We start from the raw sequence: 24,818 nt of genomic DNA, 5'->3' as shown, positions 1-24,818 counted from the left end.
TCTTGCGGAGGCGTGTCGTCCCTGTCGCGGCAACGAACGGTCCGGACCTATACGTGAAGCTCGGTGAACAGTTCCTGCATGTCTGCAGGCATATCGCTATCAAACGCCAAAGCGGTGCTTTTCACCGGATGGATGAACCCCAGATGCGCCGCATGCAAGGCCTGGCGACGGAAACCAAGAGTTTCGAGAAGCGCTTTTTGAGCACCCTTTGTTCTACCATAGACCGGGTCGCCCAGCAAGGCGTGCCCGATCGAGGCCATGTGGACGCGCACCTGATGCGTGCGCCCCGTCTCCAGCCGGCATTCGACCAGAGCCGCGTCGCGCAGCAGCTCCATCGTGCGATAATGGGTCACGGCGCGCTTGCCGCCCTGAACGATCGCGATCTTCTTGCGGTTGGTCGCCGAGCGGGCGAGGGGGGCGTCCACCTTGCCCTCCGCCGGTCGCGGCCGCCCGCCGACGATCGCGCGATAGCGCCGATCGATACTGTGGTCGTGGAACTGGCGCGCCAGACCCTCATGCGCGCGATCGGTCTTGGCGGCGACCATCAGCCCGCTGGTATCCTTGTCGATCCGGTGGACGATCCCCGGCCGCGCGACGCCGCCGATGCCCGACAAGCTGCCCTGGCAATGGTGGAGCAACGCGTTGACCAATGTGCCGTCGAGATTGCCCGCCGCGGGGTGAACGACGAGGCCGGCAGGCTTGTCGATCACGATCAGATGTTCGTCTTCGTAAGCGATGACGAGCGGGATATCCTGCGCCTCGTTGTGCGGCAGCGTCGGATTGGGCACGGCGACGTTCAGCCGATCCCCCGCGCTGGCACGCTTGGCGGGATCGCGCACCATCACCCCGTCGCGCGTCACCGCGCCGCTGGCGATCAGCACCTTCAGCCGCTCGCGTGACAGCGTCGGCACCGCATCGGCGAGCGCACGGTCAAGCCGCCAGCCATCGGCGGCAGGCGCGATCGTCGCTTCAAGGATGGAAACCCCCCGGTCCATACCGTAACGATGTGGGAACGATGGTGACGATTGCAAGCGACCTTGCCCGCCAAATCCTGCGCGCTGCGGCCGCGTCGCCGGACGAAGAGGTGTGCGGTCTGCTGTTCGGCACGGCCGATGCGATCGCGGCGGTGCAGCCGTGCCGCAACGTCGCCGCCGATCCCTCTCGCTGGTTCGAGATCGACCCCGCCGCTCTGCTGGCGGCGCACCGAGCGGCACGGAACGGCGCGCCCGCGATCGTCGGCTGGTATCATTCGCACCCTTCTGGTGAGGCCAGGCCCTCGCCGCGCGACGCCGCGAGCGCCGCGCCCGACGGCATGCTGTGGCTGATCGCAGCGGGCGGCGCGCTGCGCGCGTGGCGCGCGGTGGAGGATGGGCCGGTCGAGGGGCGGTTCGAGGCGGTGGCGCTGAACGTTCTCCGCTGACCCCTTGTTTCGTCATTCCGGCGAACGCCGGAATCCATGGACGCACGCGGCCGATGCTGCGCCCCACCGCTTCCCCACCGTATCCATGGATTCCGGCGTTCGCCGGAATGACGAAGGGAGGGGGCGAAGCATGCCGCTTGCACCTGTGACTCATCCCCGCCACATCAGAGCGATACTTCAGGGGATACCCATGTCCGTCAGCCCGATCGATTTTGCGAGCCTGCTCTGCTCGCGCCTGTGCCATGACCTGCTGTCGCCGGTCGGCGCGCTCAACAACGGGCTGGAGCTGCTCGGCGACGAGAATGATCCCGAGATGCGCATCCGCGTCTTTCAGCTGCTCAGCGAGAGCGCACGCGTATCCGCCAACAAGCTCAAATTCTTCCGCCTCGCCTTTGGTGCCGCCGGCGGCTTCGGCGAACAGGTCGACGCGCGCGAGGCGAAGACGGCGATCGAGGGCCTGCTTGCCGACAATAAGCGCACGCAGTTCAACTGGTGGGTGGAAACGGAGACGCTGCCCAAGTCCGCGCTGAAGGTGATGCTCAACCTCGCCCTGATCGCCAGCGAGGCGCTGGTGCGCGGCGGCACGCTGGATGTCGGCGGCGAAGACAATGGGGGGCAGCTGGAGATCGTGGTCAAGATCGAAGGGCCGCGGATCATCCTCGACCCCGAATTGCGCCGCACGCTGACCGACGGCGAGGGAGCCGAAGGCGTCACCCCGCGCGCGGCCGCCGCCTATCTGGTCCACACGCTTGCCGCCCAAGCCGGCGGCACGGTGCTGGTCAGCGAACCGGCCGAGAATGTCATGATCTTCGGCGTCGCCTTTCCGAACGGCTGATCGGAGTCGGGCGCCGCAGTAAACGCGCTCTTAACCCCTCATCCGCCATGACCCCACGCGACTACCGCCCGGGGACCCATGGACGACCTGCTGCAGGAATTCATCGCTGAAACCCGCGAGACGCTCGACGCTTTGTCGGGCGAGATCGTCGCGTGGGAGGCGGATCCGGGTGATCGCGCGCGGCTAGATGCGATCTTCCGCTTCGTCCACACGGTGAAGGGCAGCTGCGGCTTCCTCGATCTGCCGCGCCTCGCCCGGCTGAGCCATGCCGCCGAAGATGCGCTGGCGACGGTGCGCGACGGCCGCCGCACGCCGGATACCGCGCTGGTCGATGCCGTCCTCGCGATCGTCGACCGGATCGGAGACATCGTCGAGGCGATCGACGGCGGCGAAGCGCTGGACGATACGGGCGAGGACCTGCTGATCGCGGCGCTGGCGGAGGATGCGCAGCCGGTCGCGTCAGTGCAGGCGGCGCACCTGCCGCGCGTCGGCTCCCGCTCCGTCCGGCTGAACGTCGACCTGCTCGACCGGATGATGAGCGGCATGTCGGACATGGTGCTCGCCCGCAACGAGCTGGCGCGGCGGCTGCGCGATGTCGATAACGACCCGCTGGTCGAGGCGGCGCTGGAGCGCCTGTCGCTGACCGTCGCCGACATGCGCGATACCGTCACCCGCACCCGCATGCAGCGGATCGACGCATTGTTCTCCGCCTTGCCGCGCATGGTCCGCGATACCGCCGGGGAGCTCGGCAAGCTGGTGGCGCTGACCATCGAGGGCGCCGACGTCGAGCTGGACCGCGAGATGATCGAGCTGATGCGCGATCCCCTGCTCCACATCATCCGCAACGCGGTCGACCATGGTATCGAGGCGCCGGCGGATCGTCGCATGGCGGGCAAGCGCGACACCGGCCGCCTGGTCGTCTCGGCGCGCCAGTCGGGCAACCAGATCCTCGTCGAAATCACCGACGACGGCCGCGGTATCGACGTCGATCGGCTGGTCGAAAAGGCCAGGGCGCAGAAGATCCTGACCGCCAGCCAGGCCGCCGCGATGGATCACGCCGCCAAGCTCGACCTCATCTTCCATCCCGGCCTGTCGAGCCGCGATACGGTGACGGCGATCTCGGGCCGCGGCGTCGGCATGGACGTGGTGCGCGCCAACATCGAACAGCTTGGCGGGCGCATTCATCTGGCCAGCCAGCCGGGACGCGGACTCAGCATCGTAATCTTCGTGCCGCTGACGCTATCGATCATGTCGACGATCGTCGTCGGCGTCGGCGATCATCGCTTCGCGATCGCGCGCCAGTCGGTCGACGAAATCCTGCGCATCCGCGGCGAATCGGTGCGGATCGACACGATCGGCGACACGGCGGTCGCGACTGTGCGTGGGCGGAGGCTGCCGATGGTGTCGCTCGCCGAATTGATGGGCCTTGCCGGCGAGAAGGATCAGGCCGCGACGCTCGCGATCGTGTCGACGCGTGGCGGCGATTATGCGCTGGTGATCGATCAGGTGATCGATACCGAGGACCTGGTGGTCAAGCCGGCGGCGCCCGCCGTGATGGCGACCGGCCTGTACGCCGGCCAGACGCTGCCCGATTCGGGCCAGCCGATGCTGCTTCTCGACGGATCGGGTATGGCCACCATGGCGGGCCTGCGGTTCGACAAGACGCTGATCGCCGACGAGGCACCGGTCGAACAGACGCGCGCGAACGCCATTCCGGCCCTGCTGTTCGAGGATCTGGACGGCCAGCGCCGCGTGATGCCGCTCGCGGCGATCGACCGCGTCGAGCCGGTGTCGGTCGATGCGATCCGCCGGACCGCGGGCAAGCTGCGGCTGGCGATCGGCGGGGCGCTCGTCCCCTTGCAGGCGGTCGCCCCGTTCGGCGACCGACGCGAAGTACCCGTGCTGCGCCTGACCGATGGTTCGACCGAGATCGCCTATGCGATCCATGAGCCGGTCGAGATCGTCCATCTGCCCGATCAGATCGCGCCCGTCTTCGGCTGCGGGCCGGTTGCCGGCGTCGCGATCATCGGCGGCGAACAGGTGGAATTGCTCGACGCGCATGCGCTGTTCGCTGGCGAAGCGCTGCGACCGGCCGAGCCGCGTCTGTGCCTGTTGCAGGGGGATGGCAGCGGCTGGATGGAAACCTTCCTGCGGCCGATGCTGGATGCGGCGGGCTATCGCTGCGTCACCCAGCCGCCGGCGGACGTGCCGGTCGACGTCGCGCTGGTGATGGATGATCGACCCGTCGCACCCGCCGTCGCGCGCAATGTCGTGCGGCTCCGGCGCGATCCGGGGGTGGGCGAGGGCATCTATCGCTACGACCGGTCGGCCTTGTTCGATGCGCTGGCGCGCGCGGTGGGGGAACGATGATGGAGCTGTTCCTGATCGCCCAGATCGCCGGCCGCGGCGTCGCGATCGCCACGTCGCAGATCGATTCGGTGGTCGACATCGCCGAAACGGTCGCCGTGCCGCGCACCGCGCGCGCGATCCGTGGGCTGGTCGCCTTGCGCAGCCGCGTCGTGACGGTGATCGACACGGGCACCGCGCTCGGCCTCGCGCCGATGCCAACCCATGCGCGGCGCGCGGTGATCACGCGGGTCGATGGCCATGATTATGCGGTGCTGGTCGACTCGCTCGACGATGTCGCGCTGTTCGATCGTCAGTCGCTCTCTCCCGGCCTCGCCCTCGATCGCGGCTGGGCGCGGGTGGGCGTCGGATTGATCGAACGGGACGACGAGGCGCTGCTGATCGTCGATCTTGCGGCGATTGTTCCGCAACAGGCGGTGGCGGCTTAACGGCCCGCTTACCCTTGCCTGTCACACAGGCGTCAGAACGAACACTTCCTTCGTGAAAAGGCGTATCCATGAAGACCTGCCTCGTCGTCGACGATTCGAAGGTGATCCGCAAGGTGGCCCGGCACATTCTGGAAACGCTGGACTTTACCGTGACGGAGGCCTGCGACGGCCGTGAGGCGCTCGACGCCTGCCTGGCGTCTGCCCCTGACGTGATCCTGCTCGACTGGAACATGCCCGTGATGAGCGGGATGGATTTCCTGCGCGCGTTGCGCGAATCGGCGATCCCCTCGCGACCCAAGGTCGTGTTCTGCACCACCGAGAACGGCATGGCCTATATCCGCGCGGCGATCGACGCCGGCGCGGACGAATATGTGATGAAGCCGTTCGACCGCGATACGCTCGAATCCAAGCTCCAGATCGTCGGCCTCGCCTGAGTCGGTTCGGGTGCATGGCGCCGCTTCCCCAACCTTTACGTGACGATGTGCAGGCGGAGGACGACAGTCCCGCAACGCCGCCCCGGCCCCTGCCGCGCATCCTGATCGTCGACGATTCGGCGGTCACACGCGCGGTGATGGAGCGGATCGTCACCGCCAGCGGCCGTTATGTCGTCGTCGCCAGCGTCAGCACGATCGCGGCGGGCCTGGCGGCGCTGGCGCGGGAACAGATCGACCTGATCCTGCTCGACATCAATTTGCCCGACACCGATGGCCTCACCGCCCTGCCGGCGCTGCTCGCCGCCAGTAATGCGGCGCACGTGCTGGTCGTCTCGGGCGCGCTGAACACGGGCGGCGACGTCGCGCAGCAGGCACTCGACGCCGGCGCGATCGACACGCTGTTCAAGCCCGAGGCCGGCCAGCGCATCACCCAGTTCAGCGAATCGCTGCTCGGCAAGATCGATCGGCTGCTGGCCGTCGATCCCGCACCCGCCGCGGTCGACGAGCAGCCCCCGGCGTTGGCGATCCGCACGCCGGCAGCCGTGCGCGATGCGAAGGGTGTGACCGTCCCGCTCGCCACGGCCGCGGCGGATTACGACGTGGTGGCGATCGGCGCCTCGACCGGCGGTATCCATGCGCTCAGCGAATTGCTGCGGGCGATACCGGCGGAATTCCGTCTGCCGATCCTCGTCACGCAGCATCTGCCCGCGGCCTTCATGCCCTATTTCGCCGCGCAACTCGCGGTGATCGGCGGCCGGCCGTGCGATGTCGCCTGCGACCGAATGCGCGTGCGCCCCGGGCGGATCATCGTGGCGCCGGGTGATGCGCATATGCGCTGCGTCCGCCTGCCCGACGGGTCGGCCGCGGTGCGCCTGACCGACCAGCCGAGCGACAGCGGCTGCATGCCGTCGGTCGATCCGATGCTGGCGTCGCTCGCCGACATCTTCGGGCCCCGCGTGCTCGCCATCGTGCTGAGCGGCATGGGGCGCGACGGCGCCGATGGCGCGCGATCGGTGCATGAGGCGGGAGGCAGCGTGATCGTGCAGGATCGGATCAGCTCGGTCGTGTGGGGCATGCCGGGCACCATTGTGCAGGCGGGCCACGCGGACGTCGTCCTGTCGCCGCGCGACATCGGCCTGTTCGCCGCCGCCGGACAGCGGCCATGATCGCCCCGTCGCGCGCGACCGCCGTGCGCCCGCCCGCGGCTGGCAGCACCGTATCGCCCGCGACGCTGCAGATGTTCAGCGCGTTGCTCGAGGCGCGGACGGGCCAGCGGATCGCCAGCTATCGATCCTGGCGGATCGATACGGCGCTGAAATCGCTGATGCGCGATCGCGGCCTCGGGACGCTCGACCAGCTCGTCGCGCTGCTGCGCGAGGGGCGCGATCGCCCGCTGGCCGACGAGGTGGTCGACGCGCTGCTCAACCAGGAAACCTCGTTCTTCCGCGATGCGCCGATCTTCGATCTCGTCGTCGAGGCGGTGGCGGCCGCGGAACGGCGCGGCCACCGTGCGCGCATCTGGTGTGCCGGCTGCGCCACCGGGCAGGAGCCGCAATCGCTGGCGATGTTGTTCGCCGAACGGGCGGAGGCGGGCGCCCCTATGCCCGAAATCCTCGCGACCGACGTATCCGACCTCGCGCTCGCCCGCGCCCGTGCCGGCCGGTACACGCAGTTCGAAATCCAGCGCGGCCTGCCGATCCGCCAGCTGATGCGCTGGTTCGATGGCGAGGGCGGGGAATGGACGATCAAGCCCGACCTCGCCCGGCGCGTCATGTTCCGGCAGCACAATCTGGTCGCCGACCGCCCACCGGCGGGCGCGTTCGACGTCATATTGTGTCGCAACGTGCTGCTTTATCTGTCGCCCGAAACCAAGCAGGCGGTCTTCCGCACCTTCGCCGACGCTTTGCGGCCCGACGGTCTGCTGGTGCTGGGGGCGGGGGAGACGGTCATCGGCCAGACGCAGCTGTTCCAGCCGAGCCGGACGCTGCGGGGCTTCTACGAACGGTCGGCCGTGCCAACGTCCGACGGCGGCATCGCCGGCGCAGCCCAGGGCCGCGGCGGCGCCTGACCGCGGATCGTCCAGCCCCTCTTACCTCGCGCGTGCGGCTCGGCTAACGTGCATCGCCATGGACCGTCTCGACACGCCCTCGCCGAACTTCGACGAGCGGACGCTGCCGATCAGCATGATCGTGCTGCACTACACCGGCATGCAGGATGCCGCCTCCGCGCGGGCCCGCCTGTGCGATCCCGAGGCCAAGGTCTCGTCGCATTATCTGCTCGACGAGGACGGTACGCTCCACCGCCTCGTCGCCGAGGAGCATCGCGCCTGGCATGCCGGCGCATCGCACTGGCGCGGCATCACCGACGTCAATTCGGCGAGCATCGGGATCGAGATCGTCAATCCGGGGCATGAATGGGGCTATCGCCCGTTCCCAGAGGCGCAGATCGAGGCGCTGCTGCCGCTGGTCGCGGACATCAAGGATCGCCACGGCATCACCCGCGGCAATATCGTCGGCCATTCCGACGTGGCGCCGGTGCGCAAGCGCGATCCGGGCGAGCTCTTCCCCTGGCACCGGCTCGCCCGGCTGCGCCTCGCGTTACCGCGGCCGACGCGCAATCTGCTCGACCCGATGTGGACGCAGGCGGGCTTCCTGCTTGCGCTGGAACGCTTCGGCTATGACGTCACCGATCCGATGGCGGCGATCATGGCGTTCCAGCGCCGCTTCCGCCCCGAACTGATCGATGGCGAGATCGATGCGGAATGCCGCATGATCCTGCTCGCGCTATTGCTTCCCAAACCGCAGGGGGATGAGTAGAGAGGCCCGGTCAGAGGGTCGGGCGGCCGCGGGCATCGCAAGATGCGCGAGGAAAGTCCGGGCTCCGCGAAACGACGGTGCCGGGTAACGCCCGGCGGGGGCGACCCCAGGGACAGTGCCACAGAGAGCAGACGGCCACTCCTTCGGGACGGTCATGGTGAAAGGGTGCGGTAAGAGCGCACCGCGCGACCGGTAACGGAAGCGGCACGGCAAACCCCACCGGGAGCAAAACCGAATAGGGACGGCACAGGGGCTTCGTTTCAGCTCGTCGTCCGGGTTGGTTGCTGGAGGCGGCGCGCAAGCGTCGTCCTAGAGGAATGGTCGCCCAGTCCCTTCGGGGATGGACAGAACCCGGCTTACAGACCCTCTGGCGTTTATTGCCGTGGCGGTAGGACGTTGCGCGCCGCCGCCCAGCGCTTATGTGGGCGGGGATGGCGCGTAATCCCACCCGTTCGAACGACTGGGGCTTTCCCCGCTGGCGCGGCTACGGCTCGTCGCGCGAGGCGACCACGGTCCGCCTGTGCGACCGGCACGGCTGCGACGCGCCGGGCAATTGCCCCGCGCCCAAGTCGCCGAACAGCCCCGATCGCTGGTATTTCTGCGAGGCGCATGCCGCCGAATACAATCGCGGCTGGAATTATTTCGAAGGTCTGTCGGCCGAGGAAGCCGCCCAGCGTGAGGCATCGGAAAGCCGCACCGCATCGGGCTATGCCAATGCCAGCCATTATGCCTGGGGCGGCCCCGGCGACGGCAGTCGCTCGCGCGACGAGATGCGCGCGCTCGAAGCGCTCGAGCTGGACAGCGACGCCGATTTCGATGCGGTGAAGGCGGCCTGGCGCCGCCTGGCCAAGGCGAACCACCCCGACGTCCGGCCCGGCGATGCTGATGCCGCGGTGCGGTTCCAGGCGGTGCAGGCGGCTTATGAGGTCTTGCGAACGGCAGAGGAGCGGCGCGAGTGGCGCCCCAGCTGAAGCACGTCCCCAGCGCCTGGTCCGGCGCGGTCCTGGTCTGCGGCAAATGTTCGAAGAAGATCGACGGCGGCTTCGGCAAGAAGGGCCGCACGCCGCTGGCAAAGGTGCTGCGCAAGATTCTGGGACTGAAGAAGGGGCGCAAGGCACCGCTCGGCGTGGTCGAGACGCGCTGCCTGGGCGTGTGCCCGCGCGGTGCGGTGGCGCTGATCGATGGCCGCGATCCCCACCGCTGGCTGGTGGTGCCGCAGGGCGCCGACGTGGCGGAACTGGCGGCGCGGCTGGCGCCGCAGCCCGACGCGCGCTGACCTTCGCCCCACCCACGCCGTCACCCCGGACTTGGTCCGGGGTCCACTCCGCGGCGAGGGGGATGGCTGGAGGCTTGAACGATCCCCTTGCGGCCCCGGTGGACCCCGGATCAAGTCCGGGGTGACGGCGTGGGTTGTGGGCGCGCCCCGAACCCCTCAAACGTACCGCGCCGCCGTTTCCCGGATCAGCGCGATCATGTTGGGAATCCCCTGCGTCCGGTTCGAACTCAACTGGTTCTTGAGGTCGAACGACGCCAGTTCGCCCTCGATATCGGTCGCCAGAATATCGCCCGGCGCGCGATCCTGCACCGTCAGCAGCACCAGCGCGATGATCCCCTTGGTGATCGCCGCATTGCTGTCCGCCAGGAAGTGCAACGTGCCGTCGTCGCGGCGCGTCGGATAGACCCACACCGACGCCGAACAGCCGCGCACCAGCGTCGCCTCCGTCTTCAGCGCATCCGGCATCGGTTCAAGCGCGCGGCCGAGGTCGATCAGCAGCCGATAGCGATCGTCGGCGTCCAGAAAGTCATATTCGTCGCGAAGGTCGGCGAGGCTGGTCATGCCAAGCGCGGTACAGGTGGGGGCGGGGCGGGGCAACCGGTGGCGTCTCAGCGGGCTTGTGCGGTCCACGCCAACCGTCATCGCAGCGGATGCGAAACCTCTTTGGGGGCGCCTCGCTTGCGTCCATCAAGCCGTCACCCCGGACGTGTTCCGGGGGTCCACCGGGCGACAAGGGAGCGCTTCGTTGCTTGCGACACCGCCGATCTTGGATCACGTCCGGCATGACGTAAAGGTCTTCCGAAGAGATCCTGCCAAGGTGAGCGTTGGGCGCCGCGAGGGGGCACTGTGCCTGTGCGGATGATCTAGCATGAACACGAAAAAGGGCGGCCTCCTTGCGGGGGCCGCCCTCTTCGTATCGCTTTGGTCGGCCGTCATGGGGGCAAGCCCCATGACGTCGAAGCTCGGCGGAGCCGAGCCCGGCCGGCCGTGCGGGAGTGCGGCGGGCTGGCCCGCCGTCTCTCCCGCTACAGCTTACTTCAGCTCGACGGTCGCGCCGGCTTCTTCGAGCTGCTTCTTGATCTTCTCGGCTTCGTCCTTGTTCACGCCTTCCTTGACCGGCTTCGGCGCGCCCTCGACGAGAGCCTTCGCTTCGGTCAGGCCCAGGCCGGTGATCGCGCGGACTTCCTTGATGACGTTGATCTTCTTGCCACCGTCGCCGGTCAGGATCACGTCGAACTCGGTCTTCTCTTCAGCGGCCGGAGCGGCAGCGCCACCGCCAGCAGCCGGAGCAGCGGCAACAGCCGCAGCGGCCGAAACGCCCCACTTCTCTTCGAGCATCTTCGACAGCTCAGCGGCTTCGAGGACGGTCAGTTCGCTCAGGCTCTCAACGAGCGCGTTCAGGTCTGCCATGGTACTTCCTTCATAGTTCGGGGCATCGCCCCGGAGTGTCGTTCACAAAATCGCTTGAGGCCAAGCGCCTGAAAGATCAGGCGGCTTCCTTCTCGGCATAGGCCGACAGCACGCGCGCGATCTGCGCCGCGGGAGCCTGGGTGATCGTCGCGAGCTTCGTTGCCGGAGCAACGATGAGGCCCACGATCTTCGCACGCAGTTCGTCCAGCGACGGCATGGTGGCGAGCGCCTGCACACCGGCTACGTCGAGAGCCGTCGCGCCCATCGATCCGCCCACGATTTCGAACTTGTCGTTCGTCTTCGCGAATTCGACCGCAACCTTGGCTGCGGCGACCGGATCGACCGAGGAGGCAAGGCCGACCGGACCGGTGAGCATATCGCCCAGCGCGCCATAGTCGGTGCCATCGAGTGCGATCTTGGCAAGCTTGTTCTTCGAGACCTTGTAGGTCGCGCCGGCATCACGCATCAGATTGCGCAGTCGCGTGGACTGCGCCACCGTCATTCCGTTGTTGCGGGTGACAACCACCACGCCGACCTCGGAAAAGGTGCGATTCAACTCGGCAACGGCCGCGGCCTTTTGAGCACGATCCATGCCATTCTCCACGTTTGAGAAGGCCACGCGAAGCGGCCCTCCCGGTTACAAACCGGCAGGGGAGAACCCCGGCCGGGGTTGTCCATCGATGGGGAAGGGCACCCGTGAAGGTGTAGCAGACCGACGCAAGGCTATCGCCCGACCGGTCCGTCAAATTCCTGTCCCCGTCTCGGCAGGACATTAAGCCGCGGCATATTCCGCGGCACCTGCTGTCTTGGACGGATGCACGACAGGCGAACCCGCCGGCAAGGCCGCGCACATAGCGGAAATACGGGCCGAGTCAATCATGCGCATAGGTCCTCCCCTGCCAGGGGGAGGGGGACCGCTCGGCGCCAGCCGAGTGGTGGAGGGGGAGGAAAACGATGTCCCCCCGTCGAAAGCCCATCGCCGACCGCCCTCTTCCGTCAGCGCGGCGCGCTGCCACCTCCCCCTGGGGGGAAGAATTTATATGTCTTCAATCCGTCATACTCGTTTCATCCGTCCGTCATCCGATCGCAATCCCCCTGCCGCTTTCCCCCGCCAAAATGGGGATCGCACCGCCGGCCAACGGGCCGCGATCAAGGGGGAATTCCATCATGACCATGCTCGACCAGCCGGCCATCGGCTATGACGATGGCGACATCGATACCAATGTCAGCACGAACGGCCATATCAACGATCTGATCGCGCTCCGCTATTCGCGCCGCCAGACGCTGCGCGGCGGCCTGTCGGCGATGAGCATGGCGGTGTTCGGCGGCGCGATGCTGGCGGGCTGCGACCAGGACGACACCCGCCGCGCAACGACGGTAACCGCAGGCGACGCCACCAGCACCACCAGCGGGAAGACGGTGACGTTGGTCGGCACCGTCACCAGCGGCACGGCGAGCAGCACGGGCTGGACGCAGACGAGCGGCCCGACGGTCGCGCTAAGCACCAATTCGACCGGCACCGCCACCTTCACCGCACCCGCAGTGACGCAGAGCACCGTCCTCGGCTTCCAGTTTGCCAGTACGTCGTCGGACGGCATCCGCTCGATCGCCGATACCAGCGTCACCGTCGCGCCCGCGATCCTCGATTTCACCGCGGTGTCAAAGAGCCTGGCCGACGTCGTCGCCGTGCCCTCGGGCTATCAGGTGGCCGTCCTCTACCGCCTCGGCGATCCGATCAACGGTAGCGTCGGCGCCTATGCCAATGACGGCAGCGACACGACCTTCTCGGCGCGCGCGGGCGACCATCACGACGGCATGAGCTATTTCGGCCTCGCCGCCAGCGGCACCACGCCGGACGCGAGCAACAGCAGCCGCGGCCTGCTGGTGATGAACCACGAGAATATCACCGAAAGCTACCTGCACCCCAACGGCCCGACCAACCTGTCGTCGGGTGTCCGCCCCACCGCCGAGGTGCTGAAGGAGATGGAATGCCACGGCGTCAGCGTGATCGAGATCACGCGCGGCACCAGCGCCTGGAGCTATAGCGGCACCAGCAGCTTCAACCGCCGCATCACGCCATTCACGCCGACCAGCTTCTCGGGGCCGGTCGCCGGCAGCGCGTTGCTCTATACCGCCTATGCGACCAACGGCCGCACCGGTCGCGGTACGATCAACAATTGCGCCAACGGCCGCATGCCTTGGAACACCTATCTGACCGCGGAAGAGAATTGGGCGGGCTATTTCCGCCGCGATTCGGGCGACAACACGCGCCGCACCGCCGCGGTGGGGGCGAAGTCGGTCACCGCTTTCTCGCGCTACGGCCTCAGCGAACGCGCCGGCAATTATCGCTGGACCTTCTCCGACGCGCCAACCTCGGGCGACACGACCCGGATCGCCAAGTTCAACGCGACGATCGACCCGACCAAGGCGGCCGACGGCACGCAGGATTTCCGCAACGAACCCAACCAGTACGGCTGGATCGTCGAAATCGACCCGTTCGATCCGTCGTCGACCCCGCGCAAGCGCACCGCGCTCGGCCGCATGAACCACGAAGGCTGCGTCGTCGGCCGCACCATCGCTGGTGTTCGCCCGGCCTTCTACATGGGCGACGATGCGCAGAACGAATATCTCTACAAATTCGTCTCCGCGACGCCCTGGTCGGATGCCGATGCCACCGCGAGCAACCGGCTGGCGATCGGTGACAAATATCTCGATAGCGGCACGCTGTACGTCGCCAAGCTCAACGCGGACGGCAGCGGCCAGTGGCTGCCGCTGGTGTTCGGGCAGGGGCCGCTGACCGCGGGGAATGCGGCCTATGCCTTCGCCGATCAGGCCGATGTGCTGACCCATGCCCGCCTGGCCGGCGACGCGCTGGGCGCGACCAAGATGGATCGTCCCGAATGGACGGCGGTCAACCCGGTCAATGGCCAGATGTATCTGACGCTGACCAACAATTCGTCGCGCACCGCCGCCAACACCGATGCCGCCAACCCGCGCGCCTATAGCGATCCCAAGACGACCGGCGGCCAGACCAACGGCAACCCCAACGGCCATGTCATCCGCCTGCGCGAAACCGGCGACACCAGCGAGGCGACGAGCTTCACCTGGGATATCTACGCCTTCGGCGCGGGCGCGGACCTCAACCCCGCCAACATAAACCTGTCGAACCTCGACGCGACGAACGACTTCTCGTCGCCGGACGGCCTGTGGTTCGCCCGGCCCAGCAACGTCGCGGGGCAGGGGACGCCGCTGATGTGGATTCAGACCGACGACGGCGCCTATACCGACGTCACCAATTGCATGATGCTCGCCGCGATCCCCGGCACCGTCGGCGATGGCGGCACGCGGACGATCACCAACAGCCTGAACGGCGTCACCGCCAGCCAGTCGACGCGCATCGGCAAAGCGCCCGGCACGTCGCTGAAACGCTTTCTGGTCGGCCCGAAGCAGTGCGAGATCACCGGCATCGATTCGACGCCGGACGGCCGGACGCTGTTCGTCAACATCCAGCATCCGGGCGAAAACGGCGGTCCGAGCAACATCACCAGCAACTGGCCGCAGAGCCAGGCGACCGGCACCGGCACCGGCCGTCCGCGCTCGGCGACGATCGTCATTACCAAGACGGATGGCGGCATTATCGGTCTGTAATCGGACCGGCGCGACCGCGGGGACAACCACCCGCGGTCGCTGCCTTCAAAAAAAAGTCCGCTTTCGACCCGTGTCGGGAACCTCCCGTTAAAGAGTGGCGCGGCATAGCAGGCTCCATGATCCCGAGTGCCACCCTTCTGTCGCCGATCGTGGGCCCCGTTCGCCCAGGGGAGCGGCCGTGAAGCAGCGGGAACCGCGCCGGAAGGTCATGGTGCGTGCGCGTATGCGCCGGGGCACCGGTTGGGGCGACGTCACGATCCACAATATGTCGTCGCGCGGGCTGCTCGCCACTGCGGACGAGGAATTCCGCCCGGGTACGGTGATCGAGATCCGGCGCATCCATCATATCATCGTCGGTCGCGTCGTGTGGGCGAAGGGCCAGTATTTCGGCGTCCGCACGCAGGATAAGATCGACATCGACGGCATCGTGTCGGCCAAGCCGCCGGCGCAGAAGCCGGGGACCGAGGCGGGCGCATCCGGACCCGACCGGCGCGGCGCCAACCGGGCCGTCTCGGTCGCCGAGCGCGAAGCCAAGAGCCGCCGCTTCGCCGCGCGCTTCCAGTTCGTCGTCATGCTGATCGGCATCGGCGCTGCGGGGCTGATCGCGGTGCAATATGTGTCGGGCGTGCTGTCTACCCCGCTCGCCGCCGTCAGCGCCGCGCTCGACGGCAAGTAAGGCCGCCGGGGAGTTCCAGACGCCCCGTCACCCCGGACGTGTTTCGGGGTCCACCGGGCCGCTGGGGGGGCGTTCTCGCCTTTGACCATCCCCCCGCCGCGGAGTGGACCCCGGACCAAGTCCGGGGTGACGGGCGGGTGGGGCCGCCGTTCCAAACCACGCCTAACGCGAGAAGGGCCGGGATCACCCGCCATGCGGGAGGCCAATAGGGCCCGCCGGGCGGTTCCAAACGCTCCGTCACCCCGGACTTGGTCCGGGGTCCACCGGGCCGCGCGGGGGCGTTCTCGCCTCCGGCCATGCCCCTCGCCGCGGAGTGGACCCCGGACCAAGTCCGGGGTGACGGTGTGGGTGGTGCAGACGTTCCGAGCAACGCCCAACGCGAGACGGGTCGGGATCGCCCGCCATGCGGGAGGCCAATAGGGCCCGCCGGGCAGGTCCAAACGCCCCGTCACCCCGGACTAGTTCCGGGGTCCACCGGGCCGCGGGGGGACGTTCTCGCTTCAGGCGGTCCCCCTCGCCGCGGAGTGGACCCCGGAACACGTCCGGGGTGATGGTGTGGGTGGGGCGGGCCGTTGCGCATTAAGCCCACACGCAAAAAGGGCCGGGATCGCTCCCGGCCCTCTTCGTATTTCCGAACGATCGGAAAGGCTTACGCGCCCGCGACCTCGGCGGTGTCGACGCGGATGCCTGGGCCCATCGTCGAGCTGACGGCGACCTTGCGGACATACTTGCCCTTGGCGCCCGACGGCTTGGCCTTGACGACCGCATCGACCAGCGCGTCGAAGTTGCGACGCAGGTCTTCCTGGCTGAACGACGCCTTGCCGATGCCCGAATGGATGATGCCGGCCTTTTCGACGCGGTATTCCACCTGACCGCCCTTGGCGGCCTTCACCGCTTCGGCGACGTTCATCGTCACGGTGCCCAGCTTCGGGTTCGGCATCAGGCCCTTGGGGCCCAGCACCTTACCGAGGCGGCCGACGACGCCCATCATGTCCGGGGTCGCGATGCAGCGATCGAAGTCGATCGTGCCGCCCTGGATCGTTTCCATCAGGTCTTCGGCCCCGACGACGTCGGCGCCGGCGGCGCGCGCTTCGTCAGCCTTCGGACCGCGGGCGAAGACGCCGACGCGGACGGTCTTGCCGGTGCCGGCGGGCAGCGTCACGACGCCGCGGACCATCTGGTCGGCGTGGCGCGGATCGACGCCCAGGTTCAGCGCGACTTCGATCGTCTCGTCGAACTTGGCGGTGGCGTTCTGCTTCGCGAGCGCGATCGCCTGATCGACGCCGTGCAGCGTTTCCGGGTTGATGGCGTTCGCCTTCTGCTTCTTGGTCAGCTTGGCCATTCTATCAGCCCTCCGTCACTTCGAGGCCCATCGCGCGGGCGGAGCCTTCGATGATCTTGGTCGCAGCCTCGATGTCGTTGGCGTTCAGATCCTTCATCTTGGTCTGGGCGATCTCGGCGAGCTTGCTGCGCGCGATCTTGCCCGCGACGACCTTGCCCGGCTCCTTCGAACCCGACTTCAGGCCGGCGGCCTTCTTGATCAGGAACGACGCCGGCGGCGTCTTGATCTCGAAGCTGAACGAACGGTCGGCATAGACGGTGATCTTGGTGGGCAGCGGGGTGCCCTTGTCCATGTCGGTCGTCTGCGCGTTGAACGCCTTGCAGAATTCCATGATGTTCACGCCGCGCTGACCCAGCGCCGGGCCGATCGGCGGGGCGGGCTTGGCGTCGCCTGCAGGAACCTGCAGGTTGATGTAACCTGTGATCTTCTTTGCCATGTCACTCTCGTTTCAAGTTTAGCGGTCCAGACGGGGCAAGCCCCTCCCGCAAGCATTCCAGCCATGAGGGTGGAAGCGCGGGCCCTTACGCGCAAAGGCGCGCGGGGGCAAGGGGGGGGCGATATGGACCGCCCGGCGGCCACGACAGGGGAGAGCTGTACGAAGCGATCGGCGTTTCCGTAGTCCGTCATCCCGGCCTTGAGCCGGGATCCCGCTTCTTTCTTCTATCGTGGATACAGCGGAACTCCGGATCACGTCCGAGGTGACGGGGTTGGGAGCGCGCGGCGGGCATCACGCCCTACGGAATTTATGCGACGCGGCGTCCCATGTCGCGCTCGTCCAGATACGGCGCCACGATCCCCATCGCGCGATAGCGATCCTGCACCTCGGCGGGGAGCAGCGCAAAGGCGCGGATGACGCCCCGGCATTCGGGGCTGCCGCACGCGCATTGCATCGACCAGTCGGGGTCGGCGAGCGTGGTGGAATAGTCCCAGGCGATCTCCTCGCCCGGTGCGATCGGGCGCAGCGCAACGAGGAAGACGCCATCGTCGGTGAAGCGCAGGCCCGCATTGGGCGAACAGCTATGGTTGATCAGATCGTCGATCCGCCCCGACGGCCCCATGTAGCGGTCGCGCCCGATCTGCAGATACCGGTCCGACGCGCCGCTCAACCCTTGCGGCAGGCGGGCGGCGGGGACGATCGGGCCGGAGAAGCGCACGATCGTCTCGGCTTGCGCAAAGCCCTGTGCCGCGAACACCGCCTTGCCGATATGCGTCTCGCCGACCGCGAACGGGTTGGCGGGCAGATAGGCGTCGAGCACGCGCAGCTTGCCCTCGCGCCGCCCGAACGAACGGATCGGGTTGAGCGTCGCCAGGCCGACCATGAACCAGACGCTGGCGTGGCACAGCAGCTCGACGACGACATAGCCATATTCGCCCACGCCCGAACCGGGGCTGCGCATCGTTACCAGCAATGTCGCCATATCACCGAGCGTCCACAGCCCCCAGGCCGGCGAGCGTTCGCGCGCGCGATCCTCCCACACGCTTGCCCAGGTCGGCCAGAAGCCCAGCGGCACCGCCGCGACGACGAGCATATGCGCCCAGAACGTTTCCTGCAGCGGCAGCCACAGGATGATCGCGGCGAGGCTGGCGGCCATGCAGATCGTCTCCGTCGAGGACGGCCGCGTCCAGCGCGAGCGGCGCCACATCGCGAGCGTCACGACGATACAGGCGAGCGCGGAGACGATGAAGACGATGCCCTGCGGCTCACCCGGATTGACCGCGACATAGGTGGCGGCCTCGACCCCCGTCGCCACCGTCCAGATCAGCCAGGACGCGCGGCTCGGCTCGAGCAGATGCCGCCGAAGCCCTGCCAGATAAATGGCATAGCCCGACAGGCTCAGCACCATCGCCACGATGAACCAAGGTTCGACCGTCATTCCCCCACCTTCTTGGTGAACAGAGCGTAAACGATGATGGTAAATCCGTCGAGGGGGCGAGGGCGTCTCGCGAAGTCGGCGGCAGAACGGATGGCCGTTTTCATCCGAGGCCTTCGCCCACCCACCCCGTCACCCCGGACTTGTTCCGGGGGCCACCTAGCCGCGAGGGGACGGCTGGAGCCTCTTGCCGTCTCCCAAGCCGCGGAGTGGACCCCGGAACCAGTCCGGGGTGACGGGGTGGGTGGGGCAGGGGTTTCGTGACCTACAGCGGCAAGCTTGGCCCTCAAGGGTCCGGCCTCGGTTATGGCTTCCCACATACGCGCACCACCGCATACCGCCCGGCTCGCGCACCCCCCATCGTCACCCCGGACTTGATCCGGGGTCCCGCTTCTTGCCCGACCACCAAAAGTGAGCCCCCGGCTCAGGGCAGCAGCAAACCCTACAACGGCAAGCTCGGCTGCACCGCGTCGTCCGCCGGCTCGGCGCCCGGCCGCAGGATGCCGGACAGCGTCAGGCCGAGCAGGCGGACGCCGCCCGGCACGGGCAGCTGCGCGGTCAGCAGGTCGATGCCGATGCCGAGGAACGCGGCCTTGCTCGCCACCGGCACGGCGAGCGAGCGGGCGCGGGTGATCGTCTGGAAATCGGCGTGGCGCAGCTTCATCGTCACCGTCTTGCCCTGCGCCCCGGAGCGTTCGACGCGTTCCCATGCCGCATCGGCAACGCGGGCAAGCGCGGCGTGGAGGTCGGCGGGATCGGTCAGGTTAGTTTCGAACGTCCGCTCCGCACCGATCGACTTGGCGGCGCGATGCGCGCGTACCGGGCGGAAATCCTGCCCGCGCGCAGCACCGTACAGATAATCGGCATAGGAGCCGAAATGCTGTTGCAGAAAGGCGAGCGGCCGGTCGCGCAGGTCGGCGCCGGTGACGATGCCCAATTGCTCCATCCGCCGCGCCGTCACCGGCCCCACGCCATGGAAGCGCTTGACCGGCAGCGAGGCGACGAAGGCGGCGCCCTTGTGCGGCGGGATGACGCAGAGGCCGTCGGGTTTGTTCTGGTCCGACGCCAGTTTGGCGATGAACTTGTTGTAGCTGACCCCTGCCGACGCGGTGAGCCCGGTGACCTGCTTGATCCGTGAGCGAATCTGTTCGGCGATCGCCTTGGCCGAGCCCAGGCCATGGCGGTCTTCGCTGACGTCCAGATAGGCTTCGTCGAGCGCCAGCGGTTCGACCGCATCGGTATAATCGGCGAAGATCGCGCGAATCTGATTCGACACGGCCTTGTACACCTCGAACCGCGGGCGGACGAAGACGAGGTCGGGACAGCGCCGGATCGCGGTGACCGAGGGCATCGCCGATCGCACGCCGAACGCCCGCGCCTCGTAGCTTGCCGCCGCCACCACGCCGCGCGCCCGGCTGCCGCCGACCGCCACCGGCTTGCCCCGCAGCGCCGGATCGTCGCGCTGTTCGACCGAGGCGTAGAAGGCGTCCATGTCGACGTGAATGATCTTGCGCATGGGGGGCGTCGCGCCGTCGGCCATCGTGCAGCCATCCCGCCAATCCCATCGCAGATCAAGGCGTTGCTGTCGCGTTTGCGGTAGAACGAAGCATGATCAATCCATCACCCGACCCGGCCCCGGGCAAGACCGCGCTGCTGCTCATCGACATGGTCAACGCGCTCGATTTCGAGGGCGGCAACGATCTGCGCGCCGCGACCGAGGATATCGTCGCGCCGATCCTGTCACTGCGCGCGGCGGCGGATGCGGCGGGCGTGCCGGTGATCTACGTCAACGACAACAACGGCCAATGGCATTCGGAACGCACGCGGCTGGTCGAGGAGACGCTGGCCAAGGACACGCCGGGGCGCGCGGTGACACAGGCGCTGCGCCCGCGCGACGACGATTATTTCATCATCAAGCCGCAGTTTTCGGGCTTCTACGCGACCAACCTGCCGGTGCTGCTGCCGCAATTGGGGGTGAGCCGGCTGATCCTGACCGGCGTCGCCGCCGACATCTGCGTGCTGTTCACCGCGGCGGATGCGCATATGCGGCAGTACGATCTGTGGGTGCCGGGCGATGCGGTCGCGGGCAACCATCCCGAACGGACGCGCTGGGCGTTGGAGATCATGCGCAACAGCATGGACGCGCTGGCCGAGCCGACGAAGGAGATGACGTTGGCCGAGTGGGTGGCGCGCGGGTAGGGCTCTCTTTTCGTCACCCCGGACTTGATCCGGGGTCCCGCTTCTCCACCGGTCGGCCAATAGCGGGACCCCGGATCAAGTCCGGGGTGACGGGATTGTTGGGGTGACTGGCTGGTTAAGGGCTCAGTCCCCCGCCGCCAGCACCGCCGCCACCTCCTCCTCCGAAATCCCGAACGCACCGGCGAGGCCGGTCACCGACGCGCCGCGCTTCGCCAGCACGCGGATGCGGTCGGCGTCGACCAGCGTCGTATAGCCGCGCGTGTCGCGCTGTTCGCGGACGACGTCCTTGCGACCGGAGCCGCGCGGGCGGCGTGCCTCGCGGGCATGGGGGTCGCGGGCGGCGGCCTGTTCCTCGGCCTCGCGGCGGGCGGTGCGCGCCTGTTCGCGCTGCGCGGCCTCCGCCTCGCGCTCGGCGGCGCGGGTTTCGAGGCGGCGCTCGGTGTCCGCGACGCGCGCCGCGGCGCGGGCCTCGCGGGCTTGGGCGCGTTCGGCGGCGCGCGCGTCGGGGCTGGCGTTGGTGCGCACGCGCAATCCGGTGGAGGGGCCGACGCCCCAGCTCTTGTCGACCACGTGTGTTCGAATCCTGGTGAACGGGGCTGCGCGCCTAGCAGGTCGTCGCACAGCGCGACACCTTCGGCGGTGTCGGACGTTGTCGCCGCCGTACCGAATCGTGAAGGAGCCTGCCATGACCGCCATCCGCTGCCTGATCGCGCTGCCGTTGCTGGCACTCGGCGCCTGCGGGTCGGGCGGGGGGGGCGCCTCCACGACCGGCGAGGCGGAGGCGACGCCCATGGTCGCAGCGAGCGCCACGCCGCGCGCGCCATCGACCCCCAAGCCGGCGCGCACCAGCGTCGCCGCATCGCAGCCCCTGTCCTGCGCCGCGGAGATCGGAACGGCGGCCGCAGCGAAGCGGGTGGCGATCTGCCGCGACGTCTCGCCCGCGACGCACCCGCCGTGCAACGCCGCCAACAGCTGCGCGATGATCGAGGACGAGATCGCCCGGTCCTGCGCGCTGTTCGACGGGAAGGGATCGCGCATGGCCGGCTGTACCGTCGATCCGACCAGCGGACAGGCTGCGGCCGACGTGGTGCGGCGCTATTATTCCGCGATCAACGCGCACGATTATGCCACCGCCTGGACGCAATGGGGCGACGATGGCCGACCGGGCCAGACCTTCAAGGGCTTCGAACAGGGGTTCGCCAAGACCCGCGCCACCCGCGTGACGGTCGGCACGCTGCCCCCGGCGGAGGGCGCCGCCGGCTCCGTCTACCAGACCGTGCCCGTCACGGTGGAGGCAACGACGGACGCTGGCGCGCGCCAGCGGTTTGCGGGAAGCTATGTCGTCCGCCGCGTCAACGGCGTGGACGGCGCGAGCGCGGCACAATTGCGCTGGCATCTCGATTCGGCGACATTGAAGCCGGCCGCCGCCGGCTGATCCCGATCCCACAGGCCAACTCACTCCTCCCCCGCCAGGGGGAGGTGGCATGCCGCAGGCATGACGGAGGGGGAGGTCAGGTCGGCGCTTGGCCGCAGCGCATGTTGCCGACCGGCCCCTCCGTCACCGCATCGGGTCGATCATGCCCCCGGCACGGTATCGAACGGCCGGGGGCCGTTCATCCCGATGCCCCCTGGCGTGGAAGGACCCTTCTCATTTGGCCGGATGGGGATCCGCCTTACAGGTCGACGCCCGCCGCGATCGCTTCCAGCTTGCGGATCCGCTCCTTCAGGTCCGCGATCTCGATCCGCGATCCCGCGGAATGGACGGGGGGCAGCGCGTCGGCCTGCGCATCGAGCTGCGAATGCTTCAGCGTCAGCCAGCTGCGCCAGCCGGACAGGCCCGCGGTGGTCACCATGGCCAGGCCGGCGAGGCCCGACAGCGACAGCGTCAGATACAGTTCGGGATCGGTCATCGTCCGTCTCCTCAGCGGTGGCGCAGCCGCTCGATCTCGCGGTCGAGATCGCTCGTGCTGCGATTGTCGGTGATCACGCGCTCCAGCACCTGGATGCGCTCCTTCAGGTCGCGCACCTCCTGGGTGAGGCGGCGGGTGTCGTCGGTCATGTCGGGCTGAAACCGGTCCGCCTGGCGCGGGCCGAAGGCGTTGAAGCGGGCGCGGAGCACGCCGCCGATCACCACCAGCGCGACGATCGCGACGATCATTTCTGCGGGGTTCATGGGTGTCGTCTTTCCGTGGGGAAGGGAAGGAGGGTCAGTTGACGGGCAGGCGCTTCACCGCCGGTTCGTCGCGCAGCCGTTCGATCTCCTGCGCCAGGTCGGCGCCGCGATCGGTGACGATGCGTTCGAGCACGCGGACGCGCTCCTCCAGCCGTTCGGTCTGCGCGGCATATTGCGCCGCTTTCTCGGCGACCTTGTCTGCCTCGATCTCCATCCGGCGCTGTTGGAGCGCGAACCAGGGCTTGACGAAGACGCCGCCGAAGATCGCGAGCAGGCCGCAGCAGATGCCGAGGATCGGGATGAGCATGGCGGACATGTCAGTTGGCCTCCAGCCGAAGCGCTTCGATCTCGCGGTCGAGGCGGTGCGAACGGTCGGTGACGATGCTCTCGACGGTGGCGAGCCGTTCCTGCAACCGGTCGATTTGGCCGATGCGCCGGGCGTTCTCGGCGTCGAGCAGCTCGATATCGTGGCGCGCCGCCAGATCGGGGGCGGAGATCGCCTTTTTCACCTTGCGCTGGCCGTACCACTGGATCGCCAGCGTGATCGCGGCACCCAGTGCCATGCAGAAGACATGATCGGGACCCATGATGCGTGTCCTTCTTAATGACTGCGCAGCGCGTCGATCTCGCGAGCGGTGCGCTCGGCAGGATCGGTGGCGATGCGTTCGACGACGGCGAGGCGGTCCTTGATCGACCCCAGTTCGGCGCGCAGCTGCGCGTTTTCCTGGCTGAGCAGTTTGACGCGCTCGGCCGTCTCCTCGTTCTTCTGCGGATAGACCGCCTGGCCCCAGGCGCCGTCGAGCGGATAGCCGTTCTTGACCCGCAGCCAGGTGGTGATGATCCAGCCGGCCATCGCCATCACCATGATGAGCGCGGTCAGCGGAAACATACCCTGGACGATGGAATAGACTTCGGGGGACATGACGTTTTCCCTTTCGCGTCAGCGGTCGCGGAGCGCTTCGATCTCGCGGGCGGTGCGCTCGGCGGGATCGGTGGCGATGCGTTCGAGGACGGCGATCCGTTCCTCCAGGCGGCTGACCTGGCCGGTCAGCTTGTCATTCTCTTGAGTCAGCAGGCCGATGGTGCGTTCGGCGTCGGGCGAACCCCCGTGGCGGCGCTCGTGGCGGCTGCGCCAGCGATCGGGTTCATAGCCGTGGCGAACGCGGATCCAGTTGTTGATGACCCAGCTTGCCGGCCCGATCGTGAAGATCGCGATCGGTACGAGTATCCCCAAGTTACTCATGGTCGTATCCCCTCTTTCAGCTCGCGAGGCAAAGGCTCAGCGGAGGCTGTCGATTTCCTCGGCCAGCCGGCTGTTGCGGCTGGTGTAGTGCAGTTCCATGTCGGCGAGCCGGCGGTCGATATCGCGCAGCTTGCTGCGCACCTCGGTGGTCGACCGCTTCGGGTTGGTGCGCACGCCCTGCCAGAATTTGGCGTCTTCGTGGCTCTCGTACAGGTCGACCGGCTTCTTGGGCGCCAGCCACGCGGCGGCGATATAGCCCAGCAGGACCCAGCCGGAGGTGGCGACGGTCAGGATGACCATGGCGACGCGGACCAGGGTGATGTCGAAGCCGGTGTAGTCGGCGATCCCCGAACAGACGCCGGACACCTTGCCGTTCGGCTTGTCGAGGTAGAATTGGGTGCGGGCGGACATCTCAGTTCCTCCGGTCGAGCTGATAATGGGCTTGCTGAGCGGTCAGGCTCGGCTTGAAGTCGGGGTTGTCGGCGGCGACGATCCGCTCGACGGTGTTGAGGCGATCCTCCAGCCGGCGGGCGAGATTATACATCTCGTCCAGCAGCTTCTCGTCCTCGTCGGTGATCTTGGGTGCCTGCTTCCACTTGGTGACATAGTGCAGGATCACCCAGGGCGCGCCGATGAAGAGCGATCCGAACAGGATGGCCGGGACGGCGATATCCTCCATC

31 protein-coding genes and 1 other RNA gene are annotated in these 24,818 nt (G+C 67.9%); 15 read left to right on the top strand and 17 right to left on the bottom strand.

The genetic code is table 11. The annotated features are described in order from the left end of the window. Positions 1–47: 47 nt before the first annotated feature. Entirely contained in the window at positions 48–995 is a 948-nt protein-coding gene (locus tag SPHME3_RS0116715; protein ID WP_017978209.1) for an RluA family pseudouridine synthase, read from the bottom strand. Positions 996–1,015: 20 nt separating this feature from the next. On the opposite strand from SPHME3_RS0116715, the gene SPHME3_RS0116710 reads away from it, so the two are divergent. The 11 genes from SPHME3_RS0116710 to SPHME3_RS0116665 all read left to right on the top strand — a co-directional run bounded on the left by SPHME3_RS0116710 (position 1,016) and on the right by SPHME3_RS0116665 (position 9,576). Continuing rightward, entirely contained in the window at positions 1,016–1,420 is a 405-nt protein-coding gene (locus SPHME3_RS0116710; protein ID WP_017978210.1) for a Mov34/MPN/PAD-1 family protein, read from the top strand. Positions 1,421–1,610: 190 nt separating this feature from the next. After that, a complete protein-coding gene (locus tag SPHME3_RS0116705; RefSeq protein WP_017978211.1) occupies positions 1,611–2,255 on the top strand; it encodes a histidine phosphotransferase family protein in 645 nt (214 codons plus the stop codon). A 78-nt stretch (positions 2,256–2,333) separates the two neighbouring features. Continuing rightward, positions 2,334–4,625, top strand: coding sequence for a chemotaxis protein CheA (locus tag SPHME3_RS0116700; protein ID WP_017978212.1), 2,292 nt, complete (start codon positions 2,334–2,336; stop codon positions 4,623–4,625). Next, positions 4,625–5,050: a chemotaxis protein CheW gene (locus tag SPHME3_RS0116695; protein WP_017978213.1), complete on the top strand. Its 426-nt coding sequence runs from the start codon at positions 4,625–4,627 to the stop codon at positions 5,048–5,050. The genes SPHME3_RS0116700 and SPHME3_RS0116695 overlap by 1 nt, the downstream gene beginning before the upstream one ends. 68 nt (positions 5,051–5,118) lie before the next feature. Then, positions 5,119–5,484, top strand: coding sequence for a response regulator (locus SPHME3_RS0116690; protein WP_017978214.1), 366 nt, complete (start codon positions 5,119–5,121; stop codon positions 5,482–5,484). Positions 5,485–5,531: 47 nt separating this feature from the next. Next, the gene (locus tag SPHME3_RS0116685) at positions 5,532–6,650 is read left to right on the top strand and encodes a chemotaxis protein CheB (protein ID WP_017978215.1); all 1,119 of its coding nucleotides are present in this window, start codon (positions 5,532–5,534) and stop codon (positions 6,648–6,650) included. Continuing rightward, positions 6,647–7,552, top strand: coding sequence for a CheR family methyltransferase (locus tag SPHME3_RS0116680; protein ID WP_017978216.1), 906 nt, complete (start codon positions 6,647–6,649; stop codon positions 7,550–7,552). The genes SPHME3_RS0116685 and SPHME3_RS0116680 overlap by 4 nt, the downstream gene beginning before the upstream one ends. 58 nt (positions 7,553–7,610) lie before the next feature. Beyond that, positions 7,611–8,300, top strand: coding sequence for an N-acetylmuramoyl-L-alanine amidase (locus tag SPHME3_RS0116675; protein ID WP_017978217.1), 690 nt, complete (start codon positions 7,611–7,613; stop codon positions 8,298–8,300). Between the two features lie 10 nt (positions 8,301–8,310). After that, an RNA gene (gene rnpB, locus SPHME3_RS20505) (RNase P RNA component class A) lies at positions 8,311–8,675 on the top strand. A gap of 56 nt (positions 8,676–8,731) precedes the next feature. Next, a complete protein-coding gene (locus tag SPHME3_RS0116670) occupies positions 8,732–9,271 on the top strand; it encodes a J domain-containing protein (RefSeq protein ID WP_017978218.1) in 540 nt (179 codons plus the stop codon). Then, positions 9,256–9,576: a (2Fe-2S) ferredoxin domain-containing protein gene (locus tag SPHME3_RS0116665; RefSeq protein ID WP_017978219.1), complete on the top strand. Its 321-nt coding sequence runs from the start codon at positions 9,256–9,258 to the stop codon at positions 9,574–9,576. Before SPHME3_RS0116670 ends, SPHME3_RS0116665 begins: the two co-directional genes overlap by 16 nt. 156 nt (positions 9,577–9,732) lie before the next feature. On the opposite strand, the gene SPHME3_RS0116660 is transcribed toward SPHME3_RS0116665, so the two are convergent. The 3 genes from SPHME3_RS0116660 to rplJ form a co-directional block, all read right to left on the bottom strand. Continuing rightward, entirely contained in the window at positions 9,733–10,137 is a 405-nt protein-coding gene (locus SPHME3_RS0116660) for a SufE family protein (RefSeq protein ID WP_017978220.1), read from the bottom strand. Between the two features lie 471 nt (positions 10,138–10,608). Continuing rightward, complete coding sequence (gene rplL, locus SPHME3_RS0116655) at positions 10,609–10,986, bottom strand: 50S ribosomal protein L7/L12 (RefSeq protein WP_017978221.1); 378 nt, start codon at positions 10,984–10,986, stop codon at positions 10,609–10,611. 76 nt (positions 10,987–11,062) lie between these two features. Continuing rightward, the gene (gene rplJ / locus SPHME3_RS0116650) at positions 11,063–11,578 is read right to left on the bottom strand and encodes a 50S ribosomal protein L10 (RefSeq protein ID WP_017978222.1); all 516 of its coding nucleotides are present in this window, start codon (positions 11,576–11,578) and stop codon (positions 11,063–11,065) included. 581 nt (positions 11,579–12,159) lie between these two features. Between rplJ and SPHME3_RS0116640 the strand changes: the two genes are divergently transcribed. After that, positions 12,160–14,634, top strand: coding sequence for a PhoX family protein (locus tag SPHME3_RS0116640; RefSeq protein ID WP_017978224.1), 2,475 nt, complete (start codon positions 12,160–12,162; stop codon positions 14,632–14,634). A 178-nt stretch (positions 14,635–14,812) separates the two neighbouring features. Beyond that, positions 14,813–15,310, top strand: a complete 498-nt coding sequence (locus SPHME3_RS0116635) for a PilZ domain-containing protein (RefSeq protein ID WP_017978225.1) — start codon at positions 14,813–14,815, stop codon at positions 15,308–15,310. Between the two features lie 649 nt (positions 15,311–15,959). Here SPHME3_RS0116635 and rplA read toward each other — a convergent pair. The 4 genes from rplA to dinB form a co-directional block, all read right to left on the bottom strand. Next, the gene (gene rplA / locus SPHME3_RS0116630) at positions 15,960–16,652 is read right to left on the bottom strand and encodes a 50S ribosomal protein L1 (protein ID WP_017978226.1); all 693 of its coding nucleotides are present in this window, start codon (positions 16,650–16,652) and stop codon (positions 15,960–15,962) included. 4 nt (positions 16,653–16,656) lie between these two features. Next, complete coding sequence (gene rplK, locus SPHME3_RS0116625; protein WP_017978227.1) at positions 16,657–17,088, bottom strand: 50S ribosomal protein L11; 432 nt, start codon at positions 17,086–17,088, stop codon at positions 16,657–16,659. Between the two features lie 307 nt (positions 17,089–17,395). After that, positions 17,396–18,526 carry an SET domain-containing protein gene (locus tag SPHME3_RS0116620; protein WP_017978228.1) on the bottom strand — a complete coding sequence of 377 codons (1,131 nt, stop codon included), beginning with the start codon at positions 18,524–18,526 and terminating at the stop codon, positions 17,396–17,398. 439 nt (positions 18,527–18,965) lie between these two features. Continuing rightward, complete coding sequence (gene dinB, locus SPHME3_RS0116615) at positions 18,966–20,063, bottom strand: DNA polymerase IV (protein ID WP_017978229.1); 1,098 nt, start codon at positions 20,061–20,063, stop codon at positions 18,966–18,968. Positions 20,064–20,131: 68 nt separating this feature from the next. Between dinB and SPHME3_RS0116610 the strand changes: the two genes are divergently transcribed. Beyond that, a complete protein-coding gene (locus SPHME3_RS0116610; RefSeq protein WP_017978230.1) occupies positions 20,132–20,722 on the top strand; it encodes an isochorismatase family cysteine hydrolase in 591 nt (196 codons plus the stop codon). 123 nt (positions 20,723–20,845) lie between these two features. Here the strand turns inward: SPHME3_RS0116610 and SPHME3_RS0116605 are convergent, their stop codons facing one another. After that, entirely contained in the window at positions 20,846–21,292 is a 447-nt protein-coding gene (locus SPHME3_RS0116605) for a hypothetical protein (RefSeq protein WP_017978231.1), read from the bottom strand. Between the two features lie 115 nt (positions 21,293–21,407). Here SPHME3_RS0116605 and SPHME3_RS0116600 point away from each other — a divergent pair, with 115 nt between their 5' ends. Continuing rightward, entirely contained in the window at positions 21,408–22,157 is a 750-nt protein-coding gene (locus tag SPHME3_RS0116600) for a hypothetical protein (RefSeq protein WP_017978232.1), read from the top strand. 238 nt (positions 22,158–22,395) lie between these two features. Here the strand turns inward: SPHME3_RS0116600 and SPHME3_RS0116595 are convergent, their stop codons facing one another. The 8 genes from SPHME3_RS0116595 to pspB are packed head-to-tail and all read right to left on the bottom strand — an operon-like array spanning position 22,396 to position 24,817. Beyond that, positions 22,396–22,632 carry a hypothetical protein gene (locus SPHME3_RS0116595; protein WP_017978233.1) on the bottom strand — a complete coding sequence of 79 codons (237 nt, stop codon included), beginning with the start codon at positions 22,630–22,632 and terminating at the stop codon, positions 22,396–22,398. 11 nt (positions 22,633–22,643) lie between these two features. Next, complete coding sequence (locus SPHME3_RS0116590) at positions 22,644–22,895, bottom strand: hypothetical protein (RefSeq protein WP_017978234.1); 252 nt, start codon at positions 22,893–22,895, stop codon at positions 22,644–22,646. Between the two features lie 34 nt (positions 22,896–22,929). Beyond that, complete coding sequence (locus tag SPHME3_RS0116585; protein ID WP_017978235.1) at positions 22,930–23,211, bottom strand: hypothetical protein; 282 nt, start codon at positions 23,209–23,211, stop codon at positions 22,930–22,932. A gap of 1 nt (position 23,212) precedes the next feature. Further along, positions 23,213–23,482 (bottom strand): hypothetical protein, encoded by a 270-nt coding sequence (locus SPHME3_RS0116580; protein ID WP_017978236.1) that lies wholly within the window; start codon positions 23,480–23,482, stop codon positions 23,213–23,215. 14 nt (positions 23,483–23,496) lie between these two features. After that, positions 23,497–23,817, bottom strand: a complete 321-nt coding sequence (locus SPHME3_RS0116575) for a hypothetical protein (protein ID WP_018251094.1) — start codon at positions 23,815–23,817, stop codon at positions 23,497–23,499. 18 nt (positions 23,818–23,835) lie between these two features. Further along, positions 23,836–24,129, bottom strand: coding sequence for a hypothetical protein (locus tag SPHME3_RS0116570; protein WP_017978238.1), 294 nt, complete (start codon positions 24,127–24,129; stop codon positions 23,836–23,838). A 45-nt stretch (positions 24,130–24,174) separates the two neighbouring features. Beyond that, entirely contained in the window at positions 24,175–24,549 is a 375-nt protein-coding gene (gene pspC / locus SPHME3_RS0116565) for an envelope stress response membrane protein PspC (protein ID WP_017978239.1), read from the bottom strand. Position 24,550: 1 nt separating this feature from the next. Then, positions 24,551–24,817, bottom strand: a complete 267-nt coding sequence (pspB, locus tag SPHME3_RS0116560) for an envelope stress response membrane protein PspB (protein ID WP_017978240.1) — start codon at positions 24,815–24,817, stop codon at positions 24,551–24,553. Between the last annotated feature and the right edge of the window lies 1 nt (position 24,818).

Source organism: Sphingomonas melonis DAPP-PG 224 (assembly GCF_000379045.1).
GTDB lineage: Bacteria > Pseudomonadota > Alphaproteobacteria > Sphingomonadales > Sphingomonadaceae > Sphingomonas > Sphingomonas aquatilis.
Note: the sequence above shows the minus strand (reverse complement) of the source record. Positions and strands in the feature narration are given on the sequence as shown.

What these genes read in the sequence shown, in the direction of transcription:
- SPHME3_RS0116715 (WP_017978209.1), bottom strand. Translation starts at nt 995, where the DNA reads ATGGACCGGGGGGTTTCCATCCTTGAAGCGACGATCGCGCCTGCCGCC.
- SPHME3_RS0116710 (WP_017978210.1), top strand. Translation starts at nt 1,016, where the DNA reads ATGGTGACGATTGCAAGCGACCTTGCCCGCCAAATCCTGCGCGCTGCG.
- SPHME3_RS0116705 (WP_017978211.1), top strand. Translation starts at nt 1,611, where the DNA reads ATGTCCGTCAGCCCGATCGATTTTGCGAGCCTGCTCTGCTCGCGCCTG.
- SPHME3_RS0116700 (WP_017978212.1), top strand. Translation starts at nt 2,334, where the DNA reads ATGGACGACCTGCTGCAGGAATTCATCGCTGAAACCCGCGAGACGCTC.
- SPHME3_RS0116695 (WP_017978213.1), top strand. Translation starts at nt 4,625, where the DNA reads ATGGAGCTGTTCCTGATCGCCCAGATCGCCGGCCGCGGCGTCGCGATC.
- SPHME3_RS0116690 (WP_017978214.1), top strand. Translation starts at nt 5,119, where the DNA reads ATGAAGACCTGCCTCGTCGTCGACGATTCGAAGGTGATCCGCAAGGTG.
- SPHME3_RS0116680 (WP_017978216.1), top strand. Translation starts at nt 6,647, where the DNA reads ATGATCGCCCCGTCGCGCGCGACCGCCGTGCGCCCGCCCGCGGCTGGC.
- SPHME3_RS0116675 (WP_017978217.1), top strand. Translation starts at nt 7,611, where the DNA reads ATGGACCGTCTCGACACGCCCTCGCCGAACTTCGACGAGCGGACGCTG.
- SPHME3_RS0116670 (WP_017978218.1), top strand. Translation starts at nt 8,732, where the DNA reads ATGGCGCGTAATCCCACCCGTTCGAACGACTGGGGCTTTCCCCGCTGG.
- SPHME3_RS0116660 (WP_017978220.1), bottom strand. Translation starts at nt 10,137, where the DNA reads ATGACCAGCCTCGCCGACCTTCGCGACGAATATGACTTTCTGGACGCC.
- rplL (WP_017978221.1), bottom strand. Translation starts at nt 10,986, where the DNA reads ATGGCAGACCTGAACGCGCTCGTTGAGAGCCTGAGCGAACTGACCGTC.
- rplJ (WP_017978222.1), bottom strand. Translation starts at nt 11,578, where the DNA reads ATGGATCGTGCTCAAAAGGCCGCGGCCGTTGCCGAGTTGAATCGCACC.
- SPHME3_RS0116640 (WP_017978224.1), top strand. Translation starts at nt 12,160, where the DNA reads ATGCTCGACCAGCCGGCCATCGGCTATGACGATGGCGACATCGATACC.
- rplA (WP_017978226.1), bottom strand. Translation starts at nt 16,652, where the DNA reads ATGGCCAAGCTGACCAAGAAGCAGAAGGCGAACGCCATCAACCCGGAA.
- rplK (WP_017978227.1), bottom strand. Translation starts at nt 17,088, where the DNA reads ATGGCAAAGAAGATCACAGGTTACATCAACCTGCAGGTTCCTGCAGGC.
- SPHME3_RS0116620 (WP_017978228.1), bottom strand. Translation starts at nt 18,526, where the DNA reads ATGACGGTCGAACCTTGGTTCATCGTGGCGATGGTGCTGAGCCTGTCG.
- dinB (WP_017978229.1), bottom strand. Translation starts at nt 20,063, where the DNA reads ATGGCCGACGGCGCGACGCCCCCCATGCGCAAGATCATTCACGTCGAC.
- SPHME3_RS0116610 (WP_017978230.1), top strand. Translation starts at nt 20,132, where the DNA reads ATGATCAATCCATCACCCGACCCGGCCCCGGGCAAGACCGCGCTGCTG.
- SPHME3_RS0116600 (WP_017978232.1), top strand. Translation starts at nt 21,408, where the DNA reads ATGACCGCCATCCGCTGCCTGATCGCGCTGCCGTTGCTGGCACTCGGC.
- SPHME3_RS0116595 (WP_017978233.1), bottom strand. Translation starts at nt 22,632, where the DNA reads ATGACCGATCCCGAACTGTATCTGACGCTGTCGCTGTCGGGCCTCGCC.
- SPHME3_RS0116590 (WP_017978234.1), bottom strand. Translation starts at nt 22,895, where the DNA reads ATGAACCCCGCAGAAATGATCGTCGCGATCGTCGCGCTGGTGGTGATC.
- SPHME3_RS0116585 (WP_017978235.1), bottom strand. Translation starts at nt 23,211, where the DNA reads ATGTCCGCCATGCTCATCCCGATCCTCGGCATCTGCTGCGGCCTGCTC.
- SPHME3_RS0116580 (WP_017978236.1), bottom strand. Translation starts at nt 23,482, where the DNA reads ATGGGTCCCGATCATGTCTTCTGCATGGCACTGGGTGCCGCGATCACG.
- SPHME3_RS0116575 (WP_018251094.1), bottom strand. Translation starts at nt 23,817, where the DNA reads ATGTCCCCCGAAGTCTATTCCATCGTCCAGGGTATGTTTCCGCTGACC.
- pspC (WP_017978239.1), bottom strand. Translation starts at nt 24,549, where the DNA reads ATGTCCGCCCGCACCCAATTCTACCTCGACAAGCCGAACGGCAAGGTG.
- pspB (WP_017978240.1), bottom strand. Translation starts at nt 24,817, where the DNA reads ATGGAGGATATCGCCGTCCCGGCCATCCTGTTCGGATCGCTCTTCATC.